The following is a 19,217-nucleotide window of genomic DNA, read 5'->3' on the forward strand; positions in this document are numbered from 1 at the left end:
CTCGCGTCCGGACGCGCATCCGCGCGGCGGCCTCGAGGTCCCGAATGCGCGAGTTGGTGCGCGGTTGTGCGGTGCTGCTCCTGCTGCTGGTGGCCGGCCTGTGCGCGCCGCCGCTGGCGGCGCAGTCGCTGCAGGCCGAGTTGCTGCTGACCCAGGACGACCTCGACGGGCCGCCGGCCTCGGCGCCGGTGCTGGCACGGGTCGACGCCGGCGCGCGCGGCCGCGTCGCCCGCGTGGTGCTGCCGCAGCGGGTCGGCAGCTACTGGCTGCGCCTGACCACCGACGCGGCGATCGCCCCAGGCGAGGACACGCTGCTGGTGCTCGAAGGCGCGCAGGGACTGGGCCCGGTCACCTTCTACCCGCCGGCGGCCGAGCCGCGCGTGGTGCGCGAATCCGGGCAGGGCGGCTCGCAGCTGCTGCGTCGCGGCTGGGTGCTGAGCCTGCCCAGCGGCTGGCCGGCCGCGTCCGTCGCCTACCTGCGCGTCAACGGCATGACCACGCAGCCGCTGCGCCTGCGCCTGGCCAGCGCCGGCGAGATCGCGCATGGGCAGCGCACGCACGCGCGCTACGCCATCGCCGCGTTCACCGTGCTGATGCTGATGGCGGTGGCGATGCTGGGCATCTACGTCGCGTTCCGCGACCTGCTGTACCTGAGCTACGCCGGCTACCTCACCGCCGCGGGCATCCATGCGCTGCTGCTGTCCGGCGACGCCGGCGAGATCTGGGGCCTGGCCAACCTCGCCGCCTATGGCGCGACCGGCAACTGGGCAATGGCGACCCTGGCGGTGGCGCTGCAGCTGGTGTTCACCTGGCGCTTCCTCGAACTCGACCGCCTGCTGCCGCGCGGCGCGATCGCGGTCAAGGTGCTGTTCTGGGCGCACCTGGCGTTGCTGGCGACGCTGCTGTTCGGCGGCGCGCGCGTGCATGGCTGGTACTACCTGGTCGGCAACGCGCTGCTGATCTGCACGGTGCCGGTGCTGCTCGCGGTGGCAGTGCTGGCCTGGCAGCGCGGCGCCACCTACGCCAGCTATTACTTGCTGGGTTGGACGCCGCTGTTCGCGGTCGCGGCGCTGGCCGCCAGTAACCAGTTGGGCCTCGTCAACGCGCCGTGGGCCGAGCGCGCGCTGCCGCTGGCGGCGGTGATCGAATCGGCGGTGCTGGCACTGGCGCTGAGCCAGCACGCGGCCAACCGCCACCGGATCGCGGTGCTCGCGCAACAGACCCTCGGCCGCGACCCGCTGACCGGCGCGCTCAACCGCGAGGCGCTCGAGCAGATGCTCGAGTCCTGGCACCAACTGGGCAGCCTCGGCGCACGCAGCTACGGCGTGCTGCAGCTCGACCTCGACCGCTTCGGCGAAATCAACGAACGCTACGGCCGCGCGGTCGGCGATGCGGTGCTGCAGCAGGCGCTGGTGCGCATCCGCGCGGTGCTGCGCCCCGACGACACCATCGCGCGCATGCCCGGCGACGGCTTCGCGGTGGTCACCAATTGCCCGCCGGAAGACTGCCACCACCTCGCGCGCCGGGTCGCCGACAGCTTCGCGCTGCGCCCGTTCCGCATCGACGGCCACGAGATCGCGGTCAGCGTCAGCATCGGCATGGCCAGCTCTCAGCGCGGCGAGTCGGTGCCGGCGCTGCTCGCGCGCACCGCGCAGGCGCTGCGCAGCGCGCGCGGCGTCGGCCGCAACACCGTCAGCATGGACCTGCCCGGACGCGAGTCGGCGCTGATCGGCGAGGCGCGCGAGTCGGCGTCGAGCGCGTTCTGATCGCCGCGTCCTCGCGCGTCGGCACGGCAGGCGCTGCGGAAATCTTGACTGGGAAAGATGCCGCAATCGCGGCTGAACGGTTTATGCCATTCAGAAAATTCTGCGCGCGCTTCACTCGGGTTGCACCGGGGCGCGACTAGGTTGGATGGCACCGGCGCCGTGGGCGCAGGTTCCCCCACCAGTCAAACGGAGTACGAGATGAGCGACGTCAAGAAAGACCATAGCCTCGGTGCAGGCACGGGTGCGGTAGCAGGCGCGGTGACCGGTGCGGCGGTCGGTTCGGTGGCCGGTCCGGTCGGCAGCGTGGTCGGCGCGATCGCCGGTGGCGTGATGGGCGCGAAGGCCGGTGATTCGATCGCCGAAGCCGTCAACCCGACCGAGTACATCAGCGGTTTCAAGAACGAATACCGCAACACCCCGTACTACAGCGCCGGCCGCGAATGGACCGACTACGAGCCGGCCTACAAGTACGGCTACGACACCTACGGCCAGTACCGCGGCCAGAAGTTCGAGGATGTCGAAGGCGACCTCGAGCGCAAGTGGGACGCGACCCGCGCCGACTCGCGCCTGGCCTGGAACGAAGCCCGCGGCGCCGTGCGCGACGGTTGGCATCACATCGAACGCGCGATGCCCGGCGACGCGGACCGGGATGGGCGATAAGGGACGCTTTTGCGCCATTGGCGCACGTCCTGAAGAACGCCGCCGCGTCCAGCGGTGGCCGGTCGCTGAGCCACACCTAAAAAAGTGATCCACCCAGCGGGGCCGCGAAAGCGGCCCCGCTTTCTACATGGCGCGTTGTCGTCGCAGCGAGCGCGTGGAGTACGATGCGCGTCCCCCATCGCGATGCCCACCATGGCCAGCCCCGGACCCAACGCCGACGACAAGCCGACCCGCGAACAGGCCGAGGCCGCCGTCCGCACGCTGCTGAGCTGGGCCGGCGACGACCCGCGCCGCGAAGGCCTGATCGACACCCCCAAGCGCGTGGTCGACGCCTACGGCGACTGGTTCAGCGGCTACGCCGAGACCCCGCCGGAGTACCTCGCGCGAACCTTCGAGGAAGTGGCCGGCTACGACGAGATGATCGTGCTGCGCGACATCGAGTTCGAGAGCCACTGCGAGCACCACATGGCGCCGATCATCGGCAAGGCCCACGTCGGCTACCTGCCCGACGGCAAGGTGGTCGGCATCAGCAAGCTCGCGCGCGTGGTCGAGGCCTACGCGCGGCGGCTGCAGGTGCAGGAGAAGATGACCGCGCAGATCGCCGACTGCATCCAGCACGTGCTGATGCCGCGCGGCGTCGGGGTGGTGATCGAGGGCGCGCACGAGTGCATGACCACACGCGGCGTGCACAAGCGCGGGGTCAGCATGATCACCTCGAAGATGCTCGGCAGCTTCCGTGATGACGCCCGCACCCGCGCCGAATTCCTCCAGTTCATCGACGTCGGCCCCGGCCGCTGACAACCGGCGTGCGCGCGGCAGCGCCGCGCCGGCCGCCACGCTCGACTGCCTGGTCATCGGCGGCGGCCCCGCGGGCCTGACCGCCGCCACCTACCTCGCGCGCTTCCATCGCCGCATCCTGGTGGTCGACGACGGCCACAGCCGTGCGCGCTGGATCCCGACCAGCCATAACTGTCCGGGCTTTCCCGGCGGCGTCGCCGGCAGCACGCTGCTGCAGCGGCTGCGCGCGCAGGCGCAGGATTTCGCGGTGCCGATCATCGACGGCCGCATCGAGACCCTGCAGCGCGACGGCGACGACTTCATCGCCGGCAACGGCCGCCGCCAGTGGCGCGCGCACTACGTCTGCCTCGCCAGCGGCGTGGTCGACCGCATGCCGGCGATGGAGCAGCTCGACGAGGCGATCGACAGCGGCGCGGTGCGCCTGTGCGCGGTCTGCGACGGCTTCGAGGCCAGCGACGAGCGCATCGCGGTGTACGGCCCGGTCGAGCAGGCGATCGAGCACGCGTTGTTCCTGCGTACGTTCTCGCGCAGCGTCGCGGTGGTGCGCTCGCAGGACGGCGAACCGGATGCCGAGCACGCCGCGCGCGCACGGCGCGCGCACGTCGCGCTGCTGCCGCCGGCCAGCGCGTTGCGCCACGAGCGCGGCTGCGTGGTCGAGTTCGCGCACGGCGAGCCGTGGCGCTTCGACACCCTGTACCCGGTGCTCGGTGGCGACGCGCAGTCGGCGCTCGCGCTGGCGCTGGGTGCGCGCTGCGATGACGAGGGCGCGCTGGTCGTCGACAAGCACCAGCAGACCTCGGTCGACGGCCTCTACGCGATCGGCGACATCGTCAGCGCGCTCAACCAGATCAGCGTCGCGGTCGGCCACGCCGCGGTCGCCGCCTGCGCGATCCACAACCGGCTGCCGAACAACTTCCGCGAGGACCGCGCGCACCAGGCGCAGGCCGGCGCGTAGCCGCTCGCCGCGCGGCCTCCGCGCCGCTGTAGATCCGAGCCTGCTCGGATCGCTGCTGCCCGTCGCGGCGAAGGCATCCTCCTGCACGGGTGACAATCCGATCCGCGCAGGCTCGGATCTACGACAGCCACGCGTCTGCAGTTCAAGAGCACCGCCGCGCTAGACTGCGCGCCTCCCAAAGTTCCCCACCATTTCCCGATGGCATCCTCTGCCCCGCGTGCGCGCCGCGCCGCGCTGATCTTCATCTTCGTCACCGTGCTGATCGACGTGCTCGCGTTCGGCGTGATCATTCCGGTGCTGCCCCACCTGATCGAGGACTTCGTCGGCGGCGACACCGCGACGGCCGCGTACTGGGTCGGGATCTTCGGCACCGTGTTCGCGCTGATCCAGTTCGTGACCGCGCCGATCCAGGGCGCGCTGTCCGACCGCCACGGCCGGCGCCCGGTGATCCTGATGTCGTGCCTCGGGCTCGGGCTCGACTTCATCTTCATGGCGCTGGCCAACTCGCTGCCGTGGCTGCTGGTCGGCCGCATCATCTCCGGCATCACCTCGGCGAGCTTCACCACCGCCAATGCCTACGTCGCCGACGTCACGGAGCCTGCGCAGCGCGCCAGGAGCTACGGCATGATCGGCGCGGCTTTCGGGCTCGGCTTCATCGTCGGGCCGCTGATCGGCGGCTGGCTCGGCGCGGTCGACCTGCGCCTGCCGTTCTGGTTCGCCGCCGGGCTGGCGCTGCTGAACTTCCTGTACGGCCTGTTCGTGCTGCCCGAATCGCTGCCGGCGGAAAAACGCGCGGTGAAGTTCGACTGGTCGCACGCCAACCCGCTGGGGTCGCTGCTGCTGCTCAAGCGCTACCCGCAGGTGTTCGGGTTGGCGGCGGTGGTGTTCATCGCCAACCTCGCGCACTACGTGTACCCGAGCATCTTCGTGCTGTTCGCCGACTACCAGTACCAGTGGGGCCCGCGCGAGGTCGGCTGGGTGCTGGCCGCCGTCGGCGTGTGCAGCGTGATCGTCAACGCGGTGCTGGTCGGGCGCGTGGTCAAGCGCCTGGGCGAGCGCCGCGCGCTAATGTTCGGCCTGGGCTGCGGCGTGGTCGGGTTCGTGATCTACGGCTTCGCCGGCGTGGGCTGGATGTTCCTGGTCGGCATCCCGATCAGCGCGCTGTGGGCGCTCGCGGCGCCGGCGACCCAGGCGTTGATCACGCGCCAGGTCGGCGCCGACGTGCAGGGCCGCATCCAGGGCGCGTTGATGAGCCTGGTGAGCCTGGCCGGGATCATCGGCCCGGCGATCTTCGCCGGCAGTTTCGGCTTGTTCATCGGCGAGCTCGCGCCGCTGCACCTGCCCGGCGCGCCGTTTCTGATCGCGGCGGTGTTGCTGGCTGGCGCGGTGTTGATCGCGTGGCGTTATGCGCGCTTGCCGGCAACCGCGTCGGGCGGCGCCATGGCGGACGGGTAGGGCGATGAACCATTCACTGATATGCACGTTGTCGCGACATTTTCTTTATCCACGCCTAACGTCCGCGTCGCTAGCCTGATCCGACTCGAGGCATCCCCTGGCCGCGAGACAGAGGACGACACAAAGGAGACGTTCTGATGGCGACGCAGAAGAACCCACGCAACATCGATCCGACCACCGAGAACAACTACTGGAAGAACCAGTACAACAGCGAGAGCTACTACGAGCCCGGGCGCAAGTTCGAGGACTACGAAGGCGCGTACCGCACCGGCTACGAAGGCTACGGCCGTTACGGCGACCGCGGCTTCGACCAGGCCGAGAATGAGCTCAAGTCCGAGTACGAGAAGTTCAAGGGCAACTCCGAGCTCGCCTGGGACCGCGCCAAGAACGCGGTCAAGGCCGCCTGGCACCGCGCCGAGCGCGCCATGCCCGGCGACGCGGACAACGATGGGCGCTAATGCCCTGCTTGCGAACCACTGGTTCGCAGGGCATTAGCGTGACCGCGCGTCTAGCGCGGGCCGGACGGTGAAGCCCGCGCGGCCGCGTAGTCGTAGTTGATGTGGTGCACAGCTGTATCGGCATCACGATTTGTCCTGACGAGGAAAGAAAGCGGGCTCCGGCCCGCTTTCTTTTTTCCTGACGCGAGCGCCGGCCACACCGGCTTCCCACGCCCTTGACGCCCGCGCCGCGATCCTGCGCCCATGCCGCGCACACCCGCCAACGCCATCACCGCCAACAACCACGACAACGCCCAGGCCGCCACCGACAGCGGCCTGCGCTACGTCAGCGACCTGGAGCCGGGCTTGCGCCGCCGTCGCGCGGGCAAGGGCTTCCGCTACCTCGATGCCGGCGGCCGCGCGGTGCGCAACCAGGACACGCTCGACCGCATCCGCGCGCTCGCGATCCCGCCGGCCTACACCGACGTGTGGATCTGCGCGCGCGCCGATGGCCACCTGCAGGCGACCGGCCGCGATGCGCGCGGGCGCAAGCAGTACCGCTACCACGCGCATTGGCAACGCGTGCGCGGCGACGGCAAGTTCGCGCGCGTGGTCGCGTTCGGCGAAGCGCTGCCACGGCTGCGGCGGCGCCTGCGCGCCGACCTCGCCCTGGCCGGGTTTCCGCGCGACAAGGTGCTGGCGATGGTGGTGGCATTGCTCGCCGAGACGCTGGTGCGGGTCGGCAACGACGCCTACGCGCGCAGCAACAAGTCGTACGGCCTGACCACGCTGCGCAACCGCCACGTCGCGTTCGTGCAGGACGGACGCGCGCGGTTCCGCTTCCGCGGCAAGGGCGGGCTCGAGCACGACGTGGTGCTCGACGACCGCCGCCTAACCGGGCTGATCCGGCGCTGCCAGCAGCTGCCGGGGCAGGCGCTGTTCCAGTACCGCGACGACGACGGCGCGGTGCAGCCGGTCGACTCGGGCGAGGTCAACGACTACCTGCGTGCGGCGATGGGCGAGGCGTTCACCGCCAAAGACTTCCGCACGTGGGGCGGCACCCTGACCGCGTTCCAGCAGTTCGCGGCGACGCCGCTGCCCGGCGATGCGGCCAACCCGCCGAGCGAGACCGCGCTGGCCGCGGCGCAGAACGAGGTAGTGAAACGGGTCGCGCACGAGCTGGGCAACACCCCGGCGGTGTGCCGCAAGGCGTATATCGACCCGCGCGTGTTCGCCGGCTGGCGCGACGGTTCGCTGCAGCGCGCGGCCGCGGCGGCCGGCTCGGATGGCGCGCGCGGCGCGCGGCAATGGGAGCAGGCGACGCTGAAGTTCCTCAAGCGCGCGCAACGCCAGGCAGGTCGCTCCCGCAAACCGTGAGCCACGGCGGCGCGCAGCGCGCGGCGACCTTCACTTGGCGTGGCGCTGCGCGGCGCGACACTGCGGGCCCGACCCGAGTGCGAGGTGTGCGATGGCCCGCTGCGACGTGTGCGGCAACGATTACGACAAGGCGTTCACGGTCACCACCCCGACCGCGAGCGGCACCTACGATTCGTTCGAATGCGCGATCCACGCACTGGCCCCGGCGTGCGCGCACTGCGGTTGCCGGATCATCGGCCACGGCGCCGAGCACGACGGCAGGTTCTATTGCTGCGCGCACTGCGCCAAGCACGCCGGGGTCAAAGGCATCGACGACCGCGTGTAGGGCGGGTTTCAACCCGCCGTGTCGGGCCAGCGCCCCAGGTGGCGGCGGGTTGAAACCCGCCCTACCGAAGCGCCCGTCCTCGCAAAAGGAATACTGGCGAAGAGTGGCTGGTGCCTCGGAACCGGACTGCGCTCAGCCTGCCTCGAGCGTCGCCAGCACGTCCTCGGGCAGCGGGATCAGCGCCCAGAACGCGACGTCGCGCTCGGCCCAGTCGCTGGCCGCCTCATTGAGGATGTCGAGCGCGGTGTCGAAGTCCTCGCCGGCGCGCGCGTCCTCGGACTCTCGCCACGCCGCGGCATGCTCGATCAGCAGCAGGTAGCCCGCCGCCGGCAACCACGACAGGTCGCGCAGCGAATCGGAGAACGCGTCCCAGTTGCCGCCGAACCAGCCCGGGAACCCCAGCGCGCGCGCGAATCGCGCCAGCGCCTCGTCCTTGTCGACGCAGCCGCGCAGGTCGATACGCACGACCTCGTACTCGAGCGCCGCGCCGGCCTGCGCCATCGCCTCGCTGTCGCTGTCGGCGACGAAGAACGCGCCGCTCTGGCCGGCATCGGCGAGCAGCGCCTGCAACGCGACCGCGGTCATCGCCGCGCCTCGCCGCGCAGTTCGAAGCGGCGGAAACTGCGGTAGTGGTCCTCCGTGTAGAAGTATTCGACCGGTGGCTCGCCGCCGGTGATCAGGCGGCGCGCGCCACGGTCGTCCGAGCCCGGCGTCGCGACCGTGAACTCGCGGTAGTAGCCGCGCGGCTGCGCCGGCAGCAGGCGCTCGCGGTTCTGGAATACGCCGCCGTCCTGGCGGTAGGCGTACGGGCCGCCGCGGGCGATCGCGGCGAGCACCGCGTGCGCCTCGCGCGGCAGGAATTCCGGGTAGGCGCTGGCCGGGGAACGCCCGGCCTCCGCGGGCTGCGGCGGGCGCGCATCGGACAGCACCACCGGCGGCGAGCCGGGCGGTGTGGCCGGCGTGGCCAGTTCGCCGCCCTGGTCGGGACGCTGGGTCCAGAACCACAACCCGAGCAGCACGATCGCGGCGAGCAACCAGTGGTGGCGGCGCATGGCGTTTCTCCGGTGGCGTGCGCCCAGTCTAGTCCCGTGCCCGCGTGTTGGCAGTCGGCGCCGTTACGCGCGCCGACTCCCGGTGCCGGAGCAATGGGGCGGCCAATCCCAACGTCGCCCGGCCTGAGCGGATGCCGCCTCAGCCGCAGCGCAGGTTGGTGATCACGTTGCCCGCGTCGACGTCGATGTTGAGACGGCCCTCCATGTACTCCATGGTCACCATCTGTCCGGGCTTGAGCACCCGCGCCATGCGCGCACCGGCGTCCTTGCGCGCCTGCTCGACGACCGCGGCTGTGGCGACCTTGCCGAGCGCGTTGGCGCGTGCGGCATCGGGATTGCAGCTGTCTGCGGTGGCGGGAGGGGTCGGGTCGCTCATCGGCGGATCCGCGGCGGTGGCACAGCCGGCCAGGCCGAAGGCGGCGGCGAGCAGGACGGGAAGCATCGGGTTGCGCATGCGAACTCCTTAGGAGTGGATGGGGACGGCATCGGGGTCAACGAGCGGAAAAGCCGCTCGCCGTGCCGCGGGTCGTGGTGATCGTGGTGGTCTCGGCCGCCGCGGCGTGCGGCGACGGCGCGGGGCGCGCCTCGGCCTCGGTCACGTTGCGCAGCGCGCGCCAATGCGCGGCGAGCGGACGCGTGCGCATCGGCCACGCGCGGCGTTCGGCGCCGGGATCGGGCGCGGGATCCGGTGGGGTCGGGGAGCAGGCCAGGTCAACCACAGGTCACCCCCTCGATTGCATCGCGCGCGTTGACGTTGAGGTTGAGGCGGTCGCTGCGCAGGTCCTTGGTCACCGCGTCGCCGGGACGGATCACGCGCACGCTGGCGCTGCCTGAATCGATACGCGCGCGCTCGACCACGTCCGCGGTCGGGGCGCGGCCGATCGCGCCGATCGCGCCCTGCGCGTTGCACATCGCGCTCGGCGGCGGGCCGCCGGGCGGCGGCATCGTGGCGCAGGCACCGGCCGCCAGGACCAGCACGATCGCCGGGAGCAACAGGTGCGAGGAAGCGGGGGTCTGGTCGGACATGGCGAGTTCCGGCAGGAGGAGGTTGCCGGCAGCCTGCGGCGCGCTGCGTGTGCGGCGCGTAAACACCCCGTGCGCAGGCCCGGCGCGGCCGCCAGCGGCGGAGATGGCGCCCGGCGCGGCTCAGCCCGGCACGGCCTGCGCCTGCACCAGCCGCTCCATCAGGCGCGCGAGCGTCACCACGTCCTGGTGGTTGTGCTCGGCCACCCGCCGCAGGTTGCGGGCCGGGCCGCCGCGCAGAAACGACAGCCACGCCGCCGGCGCCTCCGAGCCGGGCAGGTCGTCGTCGCGCACGATCTTCAGCAGCTCGCGTTCGATCGTCGCCAGCCGGCAGTTCTCCCACACTCCGCGGTAACGGCGCCGGGTCGGGAACAGCAGGTCGACGTGGTCGAGCGCCGAGATCGGGCAGGCCATGCGCGCCAGCCGGTAACGCGTCTTCAGCAGCGGCGAGTCGTAGCAGCGGCCGTTGTAGCTGGACAGCACCGTGCCCGGCGCCAGCCAGCCGGCGAACGCGCGCAGCATCGCCGGCTCCGCGGCCATCGTGGTGATCAGCAACTGGCGGATGCGCAGGCCGTCGCCACGCTGCGGGTCGTGGTGCCAGTCCGCCGCGCCGATCATGAACGCGCGCGTGCCGGTGCCGCCGGCCAGGCCGGTGGTCTCGGTGTCGAAGAACAGCAGCGCGCGCGGGTCGACCGCCTCGCCGTCGCGCTTGGCGAACGCGAGCGACAGCGCGGTGGCGGGGGCGGGATACGGCAGGTGGGTTTCGATCAGGCGCAGGCCGGGGGCGACTTCCTCGCCGGGCAGGGCGCGGTCGAGCGGGCCGCGCGACACCAGCGGAACGACCTTGCGTTCACGCACGCCGAGCAGGCGACGCAGCGATTCGATCGAGGCTTTGGCTCCCTCCCTTTCGCGTGGCGAAGGGGGTGATGAGTCGCGCTTACGAACTGCCAGTGGCAGTTCGTGCGACGAAGAACGTCCGGCAGGACCGGAGGGTTGGGGAGGGGTGCTCTGGCTCAGCTGTACGCCGTCCTCCGAACAACCCCTCCCCAACCCTCCCCTTCCGCAAGCGGAAAGAGAGGGAGCTGATGCCGTTCCATCTTTCGAGATCGGATTGGATTGGGGGACCGGCGGCACCACCGTGCGCAACGAAGCCTGGCTTCCTGCCAGCCCCGCCTGCGAACGCAGCGCGCGCAGTTTCTCCGGCGTCACGCCCATGCCGGGCTCGCGTCGCGCGATGCGTCGGCTTCGACCAGCAAACCCAGCACCCGCCGCGCCAGCGCCTTCGGCGTCATCGCGTCCTTGTGCTCATCGACCGCGAGCACCGGCCCCACGCACGCCGGGCAGCCGGAGCGGCAATCGCAGCGCTCGACCAGCTCGATCGCGCGCCGCACCAGTTCCTCCTGGCGCGTCCACAGCGGCTCGCTCAGGCCGACGCCGCCGGGGAAGTTGTCGTACAGGTACACGGTCGGCACGAACTGCCGGCCCTGGTCGAGTTCGATCTCGCCCACCGCGAGCGCATTGCCCTCGACCCCGCGCAGCTGCCCGCGCCCGCCCGCATCCGCGGTCGCGAACCACGCGCCATCGCCGTTGCCGACCGATTTCTGCAGGTCGCGCGCATCGGCCATCACCGCCACCGTCGCGACGATGTGCAGCGCATACGCCGCGCCGAGGAAGCCGTCGAGCGCGTCCTGCCTGGAGCCGAACCACGCCAGCAGCACCGCCTGCGGCAGCTGCCACCACACCGCGGTGGTGTGCAGCTCCTGGTCGGGCAGGTTCACCGGCCCGTAGCCGATGTTCTCGTGGGTGTAGTAGCGGATCTTCTTGTAGCCGGCCACCCGCCGCACCACGTGCACCTCGCCGTGATGCGCATCGCCGCGCCCGGCGCCGCCACCGTCGAAGCGCTCCAGCACCTTGAGCTTGGTGTAGTCGATCGAGTCGGTGTAGTAGTCCACGCGCGTGCGCGTCACGAACGCCTTGCGCCCCTCCCAGTCGAGCCGCTCGACCTGGTACGGCGTCGACTGCACCATGTGGATCGCGCCTTCGTACAGGGTCAGCGCCGCGGCCGAGTAGTCGACCTCGGCGATGATCACCTGCCGGCCGTCGCTGCGGTCGACCACCACGAAGTTGCCGTCGGCGACCGAGCGCAGCGACACCGCGTTGGCCGGGTAACTGTCGGCGATCCACTCCCAGCGCTCGCCCTCGCGGTGCACGACCTCGGTCTCGGCCAGCGCCTCCAGGTACACCTCGGGCTCGATCGGCCCGAACAGCTCGCGCACGGTGAACGGCAACTCGAACGCGGCGCAGCGGATGTGGTCGAACAGGATCAGCGGCTGGTCCGGCGCGGTGCGCGCGTGCTCCGGCGGCGCGTCGGCGAAGAAGTCCGGGTGCCGCACCACGTACTGGTCGAGCGGCTGCGAGTTCGCGACCAGCACGCCCAGGCTCGGCTTCTGCCGGCGGCCCGCGCGGCCGAAGCGCTGCCACGTCGCCGCGACCGTGCCCGGGTAGCCGTTGAGCACGACCACGTCCAGCGAGCCGATGTCGACGCCCAGCTCCAATGCGGACGTGCTGATGATCCCGTCGATGCGGCCGTCGCGCATGTCGCGCTCGGCCGCGCGGCGCTCGGTCGGCAGGTAGCCGCCACGGTAGGCACGAATGCGCGCCGGCTTGCGCGGGTCGTGGTCGAACACGTCCTTGAGGTACTTGGTCAGCACCTCGACCATCAGCCGCGACTGCGCGAACACCAGCGTCTTCAAGCCGGACTTGATCGCGATCCGCGCGATGCGGTTGCTCTGCGAGCGCGCCGACGCGCGCAGGCCGAGGTCGGCGTTGACCACCGGCGGGTTCCACAGCAGCACGTGCTTGTCGCCGGTCGGCGCGCCGGATTCGGTGATCGCGTGCACGGCGTCCTCGATCAGCGCCTGCGCGTGCTCGCGCGGGTTGCCGATCGTCGCCGAGCACAGGATGAACTGCGGCCGCACGCCGTAGAACGCGCAGATGCGCTTGAGCCGGCGCAGCACGTTGGTGACGTGGCTGCCGAATACACCTCTGTACGTGTGGATTTCGTCGATCACCACGTAGCGCAGGTTCTCGAAGAACTGCGCCCACTTGGTGTGATGCGGCAGGATCGCCTGGTGCAGCATGTCCGGGTTGCTGACCACGATGTCGCCGTTCAGGCGGATCGCCTGGCGCGCATCGCCGGGGGTGTCGCCGTCGAAGGTGAACGCCTTGACTCCGAGTTCGCCGGCGCGGTTGAGCTCCAGCAGCTCGGCCACCTGGTCCTGCGCCAGCGCCTTGGTCGGGAACAGGTACAGCGCCTTCGCCCGCGACGTCATCGCCGCGGCGACCACCGGCAGCGTGTAGCACAGCGACTTGCCCGACGCGGTCGGGGTGACGATCGCGACATGCTCGCCGCGCTGCGCCGCGTCCCACGCCTGCGCCTGGTGGCGGTAGAGCCGGTCGATGCCGCGCGCGCGCAATGCCGCCTTCAGGTTCTCCGGCACGTCGTCGGGAATTGGCGCGTACAAGCCTTCGCGCCCGGGAATCATGAAGCTGCCGGTGATGCGGTCCGCATACCGCCGCGACAGCGCCTGCGTCAGCGCCGCGCCGTCGCCGCGGACGATCGCGCCGCCGTCGCGAACCGAGCCCGGCACCGCCGGATACGCGTTGCCCGCGGCGTCGCCGCCCTCGGCGTTTCCTTCTTGAGCTTGCCGCGCGAGTGCCTGTCCCGGTGCCATCTGCGTCCCCTTGATTCTGAGGAGCGCAGTGGGCCCGATCCGCGTCGCAGCCTGTGAGACTGGCGATGCGACCCCGTCGCGGGCGGCCCGGGCCCTAAAATGGCCCGTCCATCCCGATCTGCAGCCTGGCCCCGCATGCTCCGACTGACCGACATCAAGCTGCCGCTCGATCACCCGGAGGCCGCGCTCACCGACGCGATCCTGGCGCGGCTCGGGATCGGCGCGGGCGACCTGGTCGGCTACACGGTCGCCAAGCGCAGCTACGACGCGCGCAAGCGCGGCGGGATCGTGCTGATCTATTCGGTCGACGTGGACACGCCGCGCGAGGCGGAGCTGTTGCGTCGGGCGCAGGCCGCCGTCGCGGGACCGTCGCCGGCAGCGAACAAGGTCGCGCCGACCCCGGACACCTCCTACAAATTCGTCGCCCGCGCGCCGGCGAGCCTGCCGCTGCGGCCGCTGGTGATCGGGATGGGCCCGTGCGGGCTGTTCGCCGGGCTGGTGCTGGCGCAGATGGGGTTCCGGCCGATCATCCTCGAGCGCGGCAAGGCGGTGCGCGAGCGCACGGTCGACACGTTCGGGCTGTGGCGCAAGAAGGTGCTCAACCCGGAATCGAACGTGCAGTTCGGCGAGGGTGGGGCGGGCACGTTCTCCGACGGCAAGCTCTACAGCCAGATCAGCGACAAGCACCACCACGGCCGCAAGGTGCTGACCGAGTTCGTCGCCGCCGGCGCGCCGGAGGAGATTCTCTACGTCAGCAAGCCGCACATCGGCACGTTCCGCCTGGTCGGCATGGTCGAGGAAATGCGCGCGACGATCGAGGCGCTCGGCGGCGAGATCCGTTTCTCCAGCCGCGTCGACGACGTGCTGGTCGAGACCGATGCCGCCGGCAGCCGCCACGTGCGCGGGGTGACGCTGGCGAACGGCGACGAACTGCGCGCCGACCACGTGGTGATGGCGCTGGGCCACAGCGCGCGCGACACGTTCGCGATGCTGCACGCGCGCGGCGTGTTCGTCGAAGCCAAGCCTTTTTCGATCGGTTTCCGCATCGAGCACCCGCAATCGCTGATCGACCAGGCACGTTTCGGGCCGCAGGCCGGGCACCCGCTGCTCGGCGCGGCCGACTACAAGCTGGTGCACCACTGCCGCAACGGACGCTCGGTCTACAGCTTCTGCATGTGCCCGGGCGGCACCGTGGTCGCGGCCGCGAGCGAGCCCGGGCGCGTGGTCACCAACGGCATGAGCCAGTACTCGCGCAACGAGCGCAACGCCAACGCGGCGATCGTGTGCGGGATCACGCCGGAGGACTACGCGGAGTATGGCGACGGCCCGCTCGCCGGCATCGCGCTGCAGCGGCACTGGGAGTCGCTCGCGTTCGAGCTCGGCGGTGGCGAGTACGAGGCGCCGGGGCAGCTGGTCGGAGATTTCATCGGCAACGTCGTGTCGCAGGCGTTCGGCGCGGTGCAGCCGTCGTACACCCCGGGCGTGCGCCTGGGCAGCCTCGACGCGTCGCTGCCGCGCTACGCGATCGACGCGATCCGCGAGGCGTTGCCGGCGTTCGACAAGCAGATCAAGGGCTTCGCGATGAGTGATGCGGTGCTGACCGGGGTCGAGACCCGGACCTCGTCGCCGGTGCGCATCACCCGCGGCGTCGACGGCCACAGCCTCAACACGCGCGGGCTGTTCCCGGCCGGCGAAGGCGCGGGCTACGCCGGCGGCATCCTGTCGGCCGGCGTCGACGGCATCAAGACCGCCGAGGCGGTGGCGCTGAGCATCATGGCCGGCGTGTCGCGCGCGACCGCGAGTGCGTGAGCGCGACGGCATGAGCGACAAACCGTTCTCGCCCTCGTGCGAACGCAACCGCGAGCCGATCCTGGCGGTGCTGCGGCAGCACTTCGCCGATCGCCAGCGGGTGCTGGAGATCGGCAGCGGCACCGGCCAGCACGCGGTGTACTTCGCCGCGGCGATGCCGTGGCTGCAATGGCAGTGCTCGGATCGCGTGGAGTACTTGCCGGGGATCCGCGCCTGGCTGGACGAGGCGCAACTGGCGAACACGCCGGCGCCGATCGAACTGGACGTGGCGACGGGGCCTTGGCCTTGCGTCGATGCCGATGGTTCGCGTGACCCCTCCCCAGCCCTCCCCTCTCCCCTAGGGGGACAAGGGAGGGAGCTCCAGCGGTTCGACGCGGTGTTCAGCGCCAACACCCTGCACATCATGGGCTGGGCTGAGGTCGAGGCGTGCTTCGCCGGTCTCGACGCGGTGCTGGCCGACGACGCGACATTGGTCGTGTACGGGCCGTTCAACTACGCCGGCGCCTACACCAGCGACAGCAACCGCGAGTTCGACGGCTGGTTGCAGGCGCGCGACCCGCGTTCGCGGATCCGCGATTTCGAGGCGGTCGATGCGCTGGCGCGGTCGATCGGACTGCAACTGGTCGAAGACGTGGCGATGCCGGCCAACAACCGTTGCCCGGTCTGGCGGCGGCAGTCGTAGGGTGGATTAGCCGCGCAGCGGCGTGACCCACCACCGCGCCGGGATGGAGCGGGCGATGACGGGTATCGCTGCGCTCAACCCGTCCTGCGAGGGCTGAGGACGCCGCCGCGGCTGAACGAGTCAGTCAGCGGCGGCGCCTCCGGCCCCGATTCAGCCAGCCGGGTGCGTGCCGCGCGTATCCTGCGGCCATGATTCGCAACTTCTTCACGGCATTCGTGCTGGCCGCGGCCTTCACCGCGTGTTCGTCGACCGACTCGCGCCCCGATGTGCAGGTTACGCCCGGGCCGCATGCGCCGGTGGCGAGCACCGCGGCGCCGGCCGCGCCGGCCGACGCCGTGCTCGAGCAGGTCAGGCGCCTGGCGCCCGACGCCGATCCGGGCGTGCTCGCGCTGGCGCTGGAGGCGCGCGCGTGTGCGCTGCGCAACGGCGCGGCGCGCGGCACGCGGCTGGCGGTGATCGACTATTCGCGGCCGTCGACGGACAAGCGGCTGTGGGTGTTCGACCTCGAACGCAAAGCGCTGCTCCACACCGAGCACGTCGCGCATGGGCGCGGCAGCGGCGAGAACTTCGCGCGCTCCTTCTCCAACCGCGATGGCAGCCACCAGACCAGCCTCGGCCTGTTCACCACCGCCGAGACCTACGACGGCGGCAACGGCTATTCGCTGCGCATGGACGGGCTGGAGCCGGGCGTCAACGATGCCGCGCGCGATCGCCTGATCGTGATGCACGGGGCGCCGTACGTGGACCCGGCGCAGGCACTGCGGCAGGGTCGGCTCGGCCGCAGTTATGGTTGCCCGGCGCTGCGGCCGCAGGTCGCGCGCGCGGTGATCGACACCCTCAAGCACGACCAGCTGCTGTTCGCCTACTACCCGGACGACGCGTGGCTGGCGGGTTCGCGGTGGTTCGGCTGCAGCGGCCGCAGTGCCCGCGACATCCTCGCCGCGGCGCGTGGCGACGCCGCCGGCGCTGCCAGCTCGCAGGCCGTCGCCGCGCGCTGACCCGGGCCAGCGCCGCGCCGGCGCTTACAGCAACGCCAGGAACGCGACCACCGACGGCGGCCGCGGCCTACCGGCCAGCTCCAGCCGGAACAGCGGCCGCGAGAAATCCTTGTCAGCCCCGACCCGCACCGTGCGCAGGCGCCCGGTCGCGATCAGGTCGGCGACCACCGCCGCCGGCAGCACCGCCATCCCGGCGCCGTGCGCGACCGCGTGCGCGATCGCCTCGTTGCTGCCGATTTCGACCTGCCGCTGCGGCGCGATGCCGCGCGCGGCGAGCAGCGCGTCGGCGACCTGGCGGGTGCCGGAACCCGGTTCGCGCACCAGCCAGGTCTCCCGGTTGAGCGCGGCCGGCGTCGGCCGCCGGCTCGCGCCGCGCGTGGCATCGCCGGCTTCCACGACCTGCAGCGGTTCGCTGCGCCAAAACGTGGCGACGATGCGCGGGTCGTCGACCGCGCCCTCGACGTACGCCACGTCGAGGCGGCCATCGACGATCGCGCGGCTGGTGTCGCCGGTGTTGCCAACCTGCAATTCGACCTGCACGTCCGGGAACTGCTGCATGAAGCGGGCGACCAGCGGCGGCAGCCAGTAGCCGGCGACGGTGGTGCTGGCGCCGACGCGCAGCCAGCCCTTGCGCAGGCCGACCCGGTCGCGCACGTCCTCCAGCGCCAGGCGCTCCATCGCGAAGATCCCGCGCGCGTGCTCGTACAGCGCCTGGCCGCCGTCGGTCAGGCGCACGCCGCGTCCGGACGAAGTGCCGCTGCCCGCGCCACGCTCGACCAGCGGCAGCGCGAGCTGGTGCTCGAGTTCGCGCACGCCCTTGGACACCGCCGACTGGGTGACGAACAGCGACTCGGCCGCGCGCGAGAAGCCCTGGTGCTCGACCACGGCGACGAACATGCGCAGCAGGTGCAGGTTCACGGTATGACCTGAGTTCATCGGGGCTTGAAGTATATGCATTGGACTCATCGAGGCCCCGCGTCCACGCTGGCCGCCTTTTCCGCCCCTGGATCGATCCGTGGCCCACGCCGCCAGCGCGTCCTCGCCTGTTTCCCTGCCACGCCATCGCCCGCACGCGTTTTGGCTCGGGCTGCTGCTCGCCGCGGTGATCGCGGCCGTGGCGATCGCGGTTGCCGGACTGCCGCGGGTGCAGGGCATGGGCCTGAGCGCGCTGACGCTGGCGATCGTGCTCGGCATCGCGATCGGCAACAGCGTGTTCCCGGCGATCGCGGCGCACACCGCGGCCGGCGTGGACTTCTCGCGCAGCACGCTGCTGCGCGTCGGCATCGTGCTGTACGGATTCCGGGTCACCTTCCAGGACATCGCCGGGGTCGGCGTCGCCGGCCTGCTGATCGCGCTGGTGGTGGTCGCGTCGGTGTTCGGGCTGGCGGTGTGGCTGGGTACGCGCGTGTTCAAGCTCGACCGCGAGACCGCGATGCTGATCGGCGCCGGCAGCGCGATCTGCGGCGCGGCGGCGGTGATGGCCGCGCAGCCGGTGGTGCGCGGGCAGGCGCCCCAAGTGGCGGTCGCGGTTGCGACGGTGGTGGTGTTCGGCACCCTGGGCATGTTCGTGTACCCGTGGCTGTACCCGCACTTGGGCTTCAGCGAGCATGCCTACGGGATCTACGTCGGCTCGACCATCCACGAGGTTGCGCAGGTGGTGGTCGCCGGCAAGGCGGTGGGCGAACACGCCGCGTCGGTCGCGGTGATCGAGAAGATGCTGCGGGTGATGCTGCTCGCGCCGTTCCTGCTGCTACTGTCGGCGCGCTTGCGCCAAGGCGCTGGCGGCGGCGATGTTGCCGCGGGCGCACGCGGTCGGGTCACCGTGCCCTGGTTCGCGGTGCTGTTCATCGTCGTCAGCGGCTTCAACTCCTTGCAGCTGCTGCCGCCGGCGTCGGTCGCGGCGATCGTGCAGCTCGACACCGCGTTGCTGGCGATGGCGATGGCCGCGCTCGGCCTGCGCACCCACGTCGGCGCAGTTCGCCACGCCGGAATGCGGCCGCTGGTGCTGGCGGCGAGCCTGTTCGCGGTGCTGGTGGTCGGCGGCTGGGCGCTCAACCTCGCGGTCGGCGGTATGTTGGCGACGGCGGCCTAGGTGCCGCCGGCGGCGTGTCGACCACCGCGCGGGTGCGGCCCGCCCCGGCGCCGC

20 protein-coding genes are annotated in these 19,217 nt (G+C 71.4%); 12 read left to right on the top strand and 8 right to left on the bottom strand.

Annotated features, from left to right (window positions below):
* Positions 1 to 44: 44 nt before the first annotated feature.
* The 8 genes from ACFQZQ_RS10640 to ACFQZQ_RS10675 all read left to right on the top strand — a co-directional run bounded on the left by ACFQZQ_RS10640 (position 45) and on the right by ACFQZQ_RS10675 (position 7,773).
* Positions 45 to 1,766, top strand: a complete 1,722-nt coding sequence (locus tag ACFQZQ_RS10640) for a sensor domain-containing diguanylate cyclase (RefSeq protein WP_386812767.1) — start codon at positions 45 to 47, stop codon at positions 1,764 to 1,766.
* A 198-nt stretch (positions 1,767 to 1,964) separates the two neighbouring features.
* On the top strand, positions 1,965 to 2,426 hold the full coding sequence (locus ACFQZQ_RS10645; RefSeq protein WP_386812768.1) for a glycine zipper domain-containing protein: 462 nt from the start codon (positions 1,965 to 1,967) through the stop codon (positions 2,424 to 2,426).
* 192 nt (positions 2,427 to 2,618) lie between these two features.
* On the top strand, positions 2,619 to 3,224 hold the full coding sequence (gene folE / locus ACFQZQ_RS10650) for a GTP cyclohydrolase I FolE (protein WP_386812769.1): 606 nt from the start codon (positions 2,619 to 2,621) through the stop codon (positions 3,222 to 3,224).
* Positions 3,166 to 4,179 carry an NAD(P)/FAD-dependent oxidoreductase gene (locus ACFQZQ_RS10655; RefSeq protein ID WP_386812770.1) on the top strand — a complete coding sequence of 338 codons (1,014 nt, stop codon included), beginning with the start codon at positions 3,166 to 3,168 and terminating at the stop codon, positions 4,177 to 4,179. Before folE ends, ACFQZQ_RS10655 begins: the two co-directional genes overlap by 59 nt.
* Positions 4,180 to 4,377: 198 nt before the next feature.
* Entirely contained in the window at positions 4,378 to 5,634 is a 1,257-nt protein-coding gene (locus ACFQZQ_RS10660) for a TCR/Tet family MFS transporter (protein WP_386812771.1), read from the top strand.
* A 137-nt stretch (positions 5,635 to 5,771) separates the two neighbouring features.
* Positions 5,772 to 6,092, top strand: coding sequence for a hypothetical protein (locus ACFQZQ_RS10665; RefSeq protein WP_386812772.1), 321 nt, complete (start codon positions 5,772 to 5,774; stop codon positions 6,090 to 6,092).
* Between the two features lie 243 nt (positions 6,093 to 6,335).
* A complete protein-coding gene (locus ACFQZQ_RS10670) occupies positions 6,336 to 7,448 on the top strand; it encodes a DNA topoisomerase IB (RefSeq protein WP_386812773.1) in 1,113 nt (370 codons plus the stop codon).
* Between the two features lie 91 nt (positions 7,449 to 7,539).
* Positions 7,540 to 7,773, top strand: a complete 234-nt coding sequence (locus tag ACFQZQ_RS10675; protein WP_386812774.1) for a hypothetical protein — start codon at positions 7,540 to 7,542, stop codon at positions 7,771 to 7,773.
* A 132-nt stretch (positions 7,774 to 7,905) separates the two neighbouring features.
* Here the strand turns inward: ACFQZQ_RS10675 and ACFQZQ_RS10680 are convergent, their stop codons facing one another.
* The 7 genes from ACFQZQ_RS10680 to ACFQZQ_RS10710 form a co-directional block, all read right to left on the bottom strand.
* Positions 7,906 to 8,358 carry a barstar family protein gene (locus ACFQZQ_RS10680; protein ID WP_386812775.1) on the bottom strand — a complete coding sequence of 151 codons (453 nt, stop codon included), beginning with the start codon at positions 8,356 to 8,358 and terminating at the stop codon, positions 7,906 to 7,908.
* Positions 8,355 to 8,825: a ribonuclease domain-containing protein gene (locus tag ACFQZQ_RS10685; RefSeq protein ID WP_386812776.1), complete on the bottom strand. Its 471-nt coding sequence runs from the start codon at positions 8,823 to 8,825 to the stop codon at positions 8,355 to 8,357. The genes ACFQZQ_RS10680 and ACFQZQ_RS10685 overlap by 4 nt, the downstream gene beginning before the upstream one ends.
* A gap of 139 nt (positions 8,826 to 8,964) precedes the next feature.
* Entirely contained in the window at positions 8,965 to 9,279 is a 315-nt protein-coding gene (locus tag ACFQZQ_RS10690) for an I78 family peptidase inhibitor (protein WP_386812777.1), read from the bottom strand.
* A gap of 37 nt (positions 9,280 to 9,316) precedes the next feature.
* On the bottom strand, positions 9,317 to 9,469 hold the full coding sequence (locus ACFQZQ_RS10695) for a hypothetical protein (protein WP_386812778.1): 153 nt from the start codon (positions 9,467 to 9,469) through the stop codon (positions 9,317 to 9,319).
* Between the two features lie 67 nt (positions 9,470 to 9,536).
* A complete protein-coding gene (locus ACFQZQ_RS10700; RefSeq protein ID WP_386812779.1) occupies positions 9,537 to 9,851 on the bottom strand; it encodes an I78 family peptidase inhibitor in 315 nt (104 codons plus the stop codon).
* A 120-nt stretch (positions 9,852 to 9,971) separates the two neighbouring features.
* Complete coding sequence (locus tag ACFQZQ_RS10705) at positions 9,972 to 11,063, bottom strand: ribonuclease H-like domain-containing protein (protein WP_386812780.1); 1,092 nt, start codon at positions 11,061 to 11,063, stop codon at positions 9,972 to 9,974.
* Positions 11,054 to 13,393, bottom strand: coding sequence for a DEAD/DEAH box helicase (locus ACFQZQ_RS10710; RefSeq protein ID WP_386812920.1), 2,340 nt, complete (start codon positions 13,391 to 13,393; stop codon positions 11,054 to 11,056). Before ACFQZQ_RS10710 ends, ACFQZQ_RS10705 begins: the two co-directional genes overlap by 10 nt.
* A 324-nt stretch (positions 13,394 to 13,717) precedes the next feature.
* Between ACFQZQ_RS10710 and ACFQZQ_RS10715 the strand changes: the two genes are divergently transcribed.
* From ACFQZQ_RS10715 to ACFQZQ_RS10725, 3 genes are all read left to right on the top strand, one after another.
* On the top strand, positions 13,718 to 15,391 hold the full coding sequence (locus ACFQZQ_RS10715; RefSeq protein ID WP_386812781.1) for an NAD(P)/FAD-dependent oxidoreductase: 1,674 nt from the start codon (positions 13,718 to 13,720) through the stop codon (positions 15,389 to 15,391).
* A gap of 10 nt (positions 15,392 to 15,401) precedes the next feature.
* Positions 15,402 to 16,073, top strand: a complete 672-nt coding sequence (locus ACFQZQ_RS10720; RefSeq protein WP_386812782.1) for a DUF938 domain-containing protein — start codon at positions 15,402 to 15,404, stop codon at positions 16,071 to 16,073.
* Positions 16,074 to 16,261: 188 nt separating this feature from the next.
* A complete protein-coding gene (locus ACFQZQ_RS10725) occupies positions 16,262 to 17,071 on the top strand; it encodes a murein L,D-transpeptidase catalytic domain family protein (protein ID WP_386812783.1) in 810 nt (269 codons plus the stop codon).
* A 24-nt stretch (positions 17,072 to 17,095) separates the two neighbouring features.
* Here ACFQZQ_RS10725 and ACFQZQ_RS10730 read toward each other — a convergent pair whose 3' ends face one another.
* Positions 17,096 to 18,007 (bottom strand): LysR family transcriptional regulator, encoded by a 912-nt coding sequence (locus ACFQZQ_RS10730; protein ID WP_386812784.1) that lies wholly within the window; start codon positions 18,005 to 18,007, stop codon positions 17,096 to 17,098.
* A gap of 79 nt (positions 18,008 to 18,086) precedes the next feature.
* Here ACFQZQ_RS10730 and ACFQZQ_RS10735 point away from each other — a divergent pair, with 79 nt between their 5' ends.
* Positions 18,087 to 19,163 carry a YeiH family protein gene (locus ACFQZQ_RS10735; protein ID WP_386812785.1) on the top strand — a complete coding sequence of 359 codons (1,077 nt, stop codon included), beginning with the start codon at positions 18,087 to 18,089 and terminating at the stop codon, positions 19,161 to 19,163.
* Positions 19,164 to 19,217: the final 54 nt, after the last annotated feature.

This window comes from Lysobacter koreensis (genome assembly GCF_042677045.1).
Lineage (GTDB): Bacteria > Pseudomonadota > Gammaproteobacteria > Xanthomonadales > Xanthomonadaceae > Lysobacter_K > Lysobacter_K koreensis.

What these genes read in the sequence shown, in the direction of transcription:
- ACFQZQ_RS10640 (WP_386812767.1), top strand. Translation starts at nt 45, where the DNA reads ATGCGCGAGTTGGTGCGCGGTTGTGCGGTGCTGCTCCTGCTGCTGGTG.
- ACFQZQ_RS10645 (WP_386812768.1), top strand. Translation starts at nt 1,965, where the DNA reads ATGAGCGACGTCAAGAAAGACCATAGCCTCGGTGCAGGCACGGGTGCG.
- folE (WP_386812769.1), top strand. Translation starts at nt 2,619, where the DNA reads ATGGCCAGCCCCGGACCCAACGCCGACGACAAGCCGACCCGCGAACAG.
- ACFQZQ_RS10655 (WP_386812770.1), top strand. Translation starts at nt 3,166, where the DNA reads ATGACGCCCGCACCCGCGCCGAATTCCTCCAGTTCATCGACGTCGGCC.
- ACFQZQ_RS10660 (WP_386812771.1), top strand. Translation starts at nt 4,378, where the DNA reads ATGGCATCCTCTGCCCCGCGTGCGCGCCGCGCCGCGCTGATCTTCATC.
- ACFQZQ_RS10665 (WP_386812772.1), top strand. Translation starts at nt 5,772, where the DNA reads ATGGCGACGCAGAAGAACCCACGCAACATCGATCCGACCACCGAGAAC.
- ACFQZQ_RS10670 (WP_386812773.1), top strand. Translation starts at nt 6,336, where the DNA reads ATGCCGCGCACACCCGCCAACGCCATCACCGCCAACAACCACGACAAC.
- ACFQZQ_RS10675 (WP_386812774.1), top strand. Translation starts at nt 7,540, where the DNA reads ATGGCCCGCTGCGACGTGTGCGGCAACGATTACGACAAGGCGTTCACG.
- ACFQZQ_RS10680 (WP_386812775.1), bottom strand. Translation starts at nt 8,358, where the DNA reads ATGACCGCGGTCGCGTTGCAGGCGCTGCTCGCCGATGCCGGCCAGAGC.
- ACFQZQ_RS10685 (WP_386812776.1), bottom strand. Translation starts at nt 8,825, where the DNA reads ATGCGCCGCCACCACTGGTTGCTCGCCGCGATCGTGCTGCTCGGGTTG.
- ACFQZQ_RS10690 (WP_386812777.1), bottom strand. Translation starts at nt 9,279, where the DNA reads ATGCGCAACCCGATGCTTCCCGTCCTGCTCGCCGCCGCCTTCGGCCTG.
- ACFQZQ_RS10695 (WP_386812778.1), bottom strand. Translation starts at nt 9,469, where the DNA reads ATGCGCACGCGTCCGCTCGCCGCGCATTGGCGCGCGCTGCGCAACGTG.
- ACFQZQ_RS10700 (WP_386812779.1), bottom strand. Translation starts at nt 9,851, where the DNA reads ATGTCCGACCAGACCCCCGCTTCCTCGCACCTGTTGCTCCCGGCGATC.
- ACFQZQ_RS10705 (WP_386812780.1), bottom strand. Translation starts at nt 11,063, where the DNA reads ATGGGCGTGACGCCGGAGAAACTGCGCGCGCTGCGTTCGCAGGCGGGG.
- ACFQZQ_RS10710 (WP_386812920.1), bottom strand. Translation starts at nt 13,393, where the DNA reads ATGATTCCCGGGCGCGAAGGCTTGTACGCGCCAATTCCCGACGACGTG.
- ACFQZQ_RS10715 (WP_386812781.1), top strand. Translation starts at nt 13,718, where the DNA reads ATGCTCCGACTGACCGACATCAAGCTGCCGCTCGATCACCCGGAGGCC.
- ACFQZQ_RS10720 (WP_386812782.1), top strand. Translation starts at nt 15,402, where the DNA reads ATGAGCGACAAACCGTTCTCGCCCTCGTGCGAACGCAACCGCGAGCCG.
- ACFQZQ_RS10725 (WP_386812783.1), top strand. Translation starts at nt 16,262, where the DNA reads ATGATTCGCAACTTCTTCACGGCATTCGTGCTGGCCGCGGCCTTCACC.
- ACFQZQ_RS10730 (WP_386812784.1), bottom strand. Translation starts at nt 18,007, where the DNA reads ATGAACTCAGGTCATACCGTGAACCTGCACCTGCTGCGCATGTTCGTC.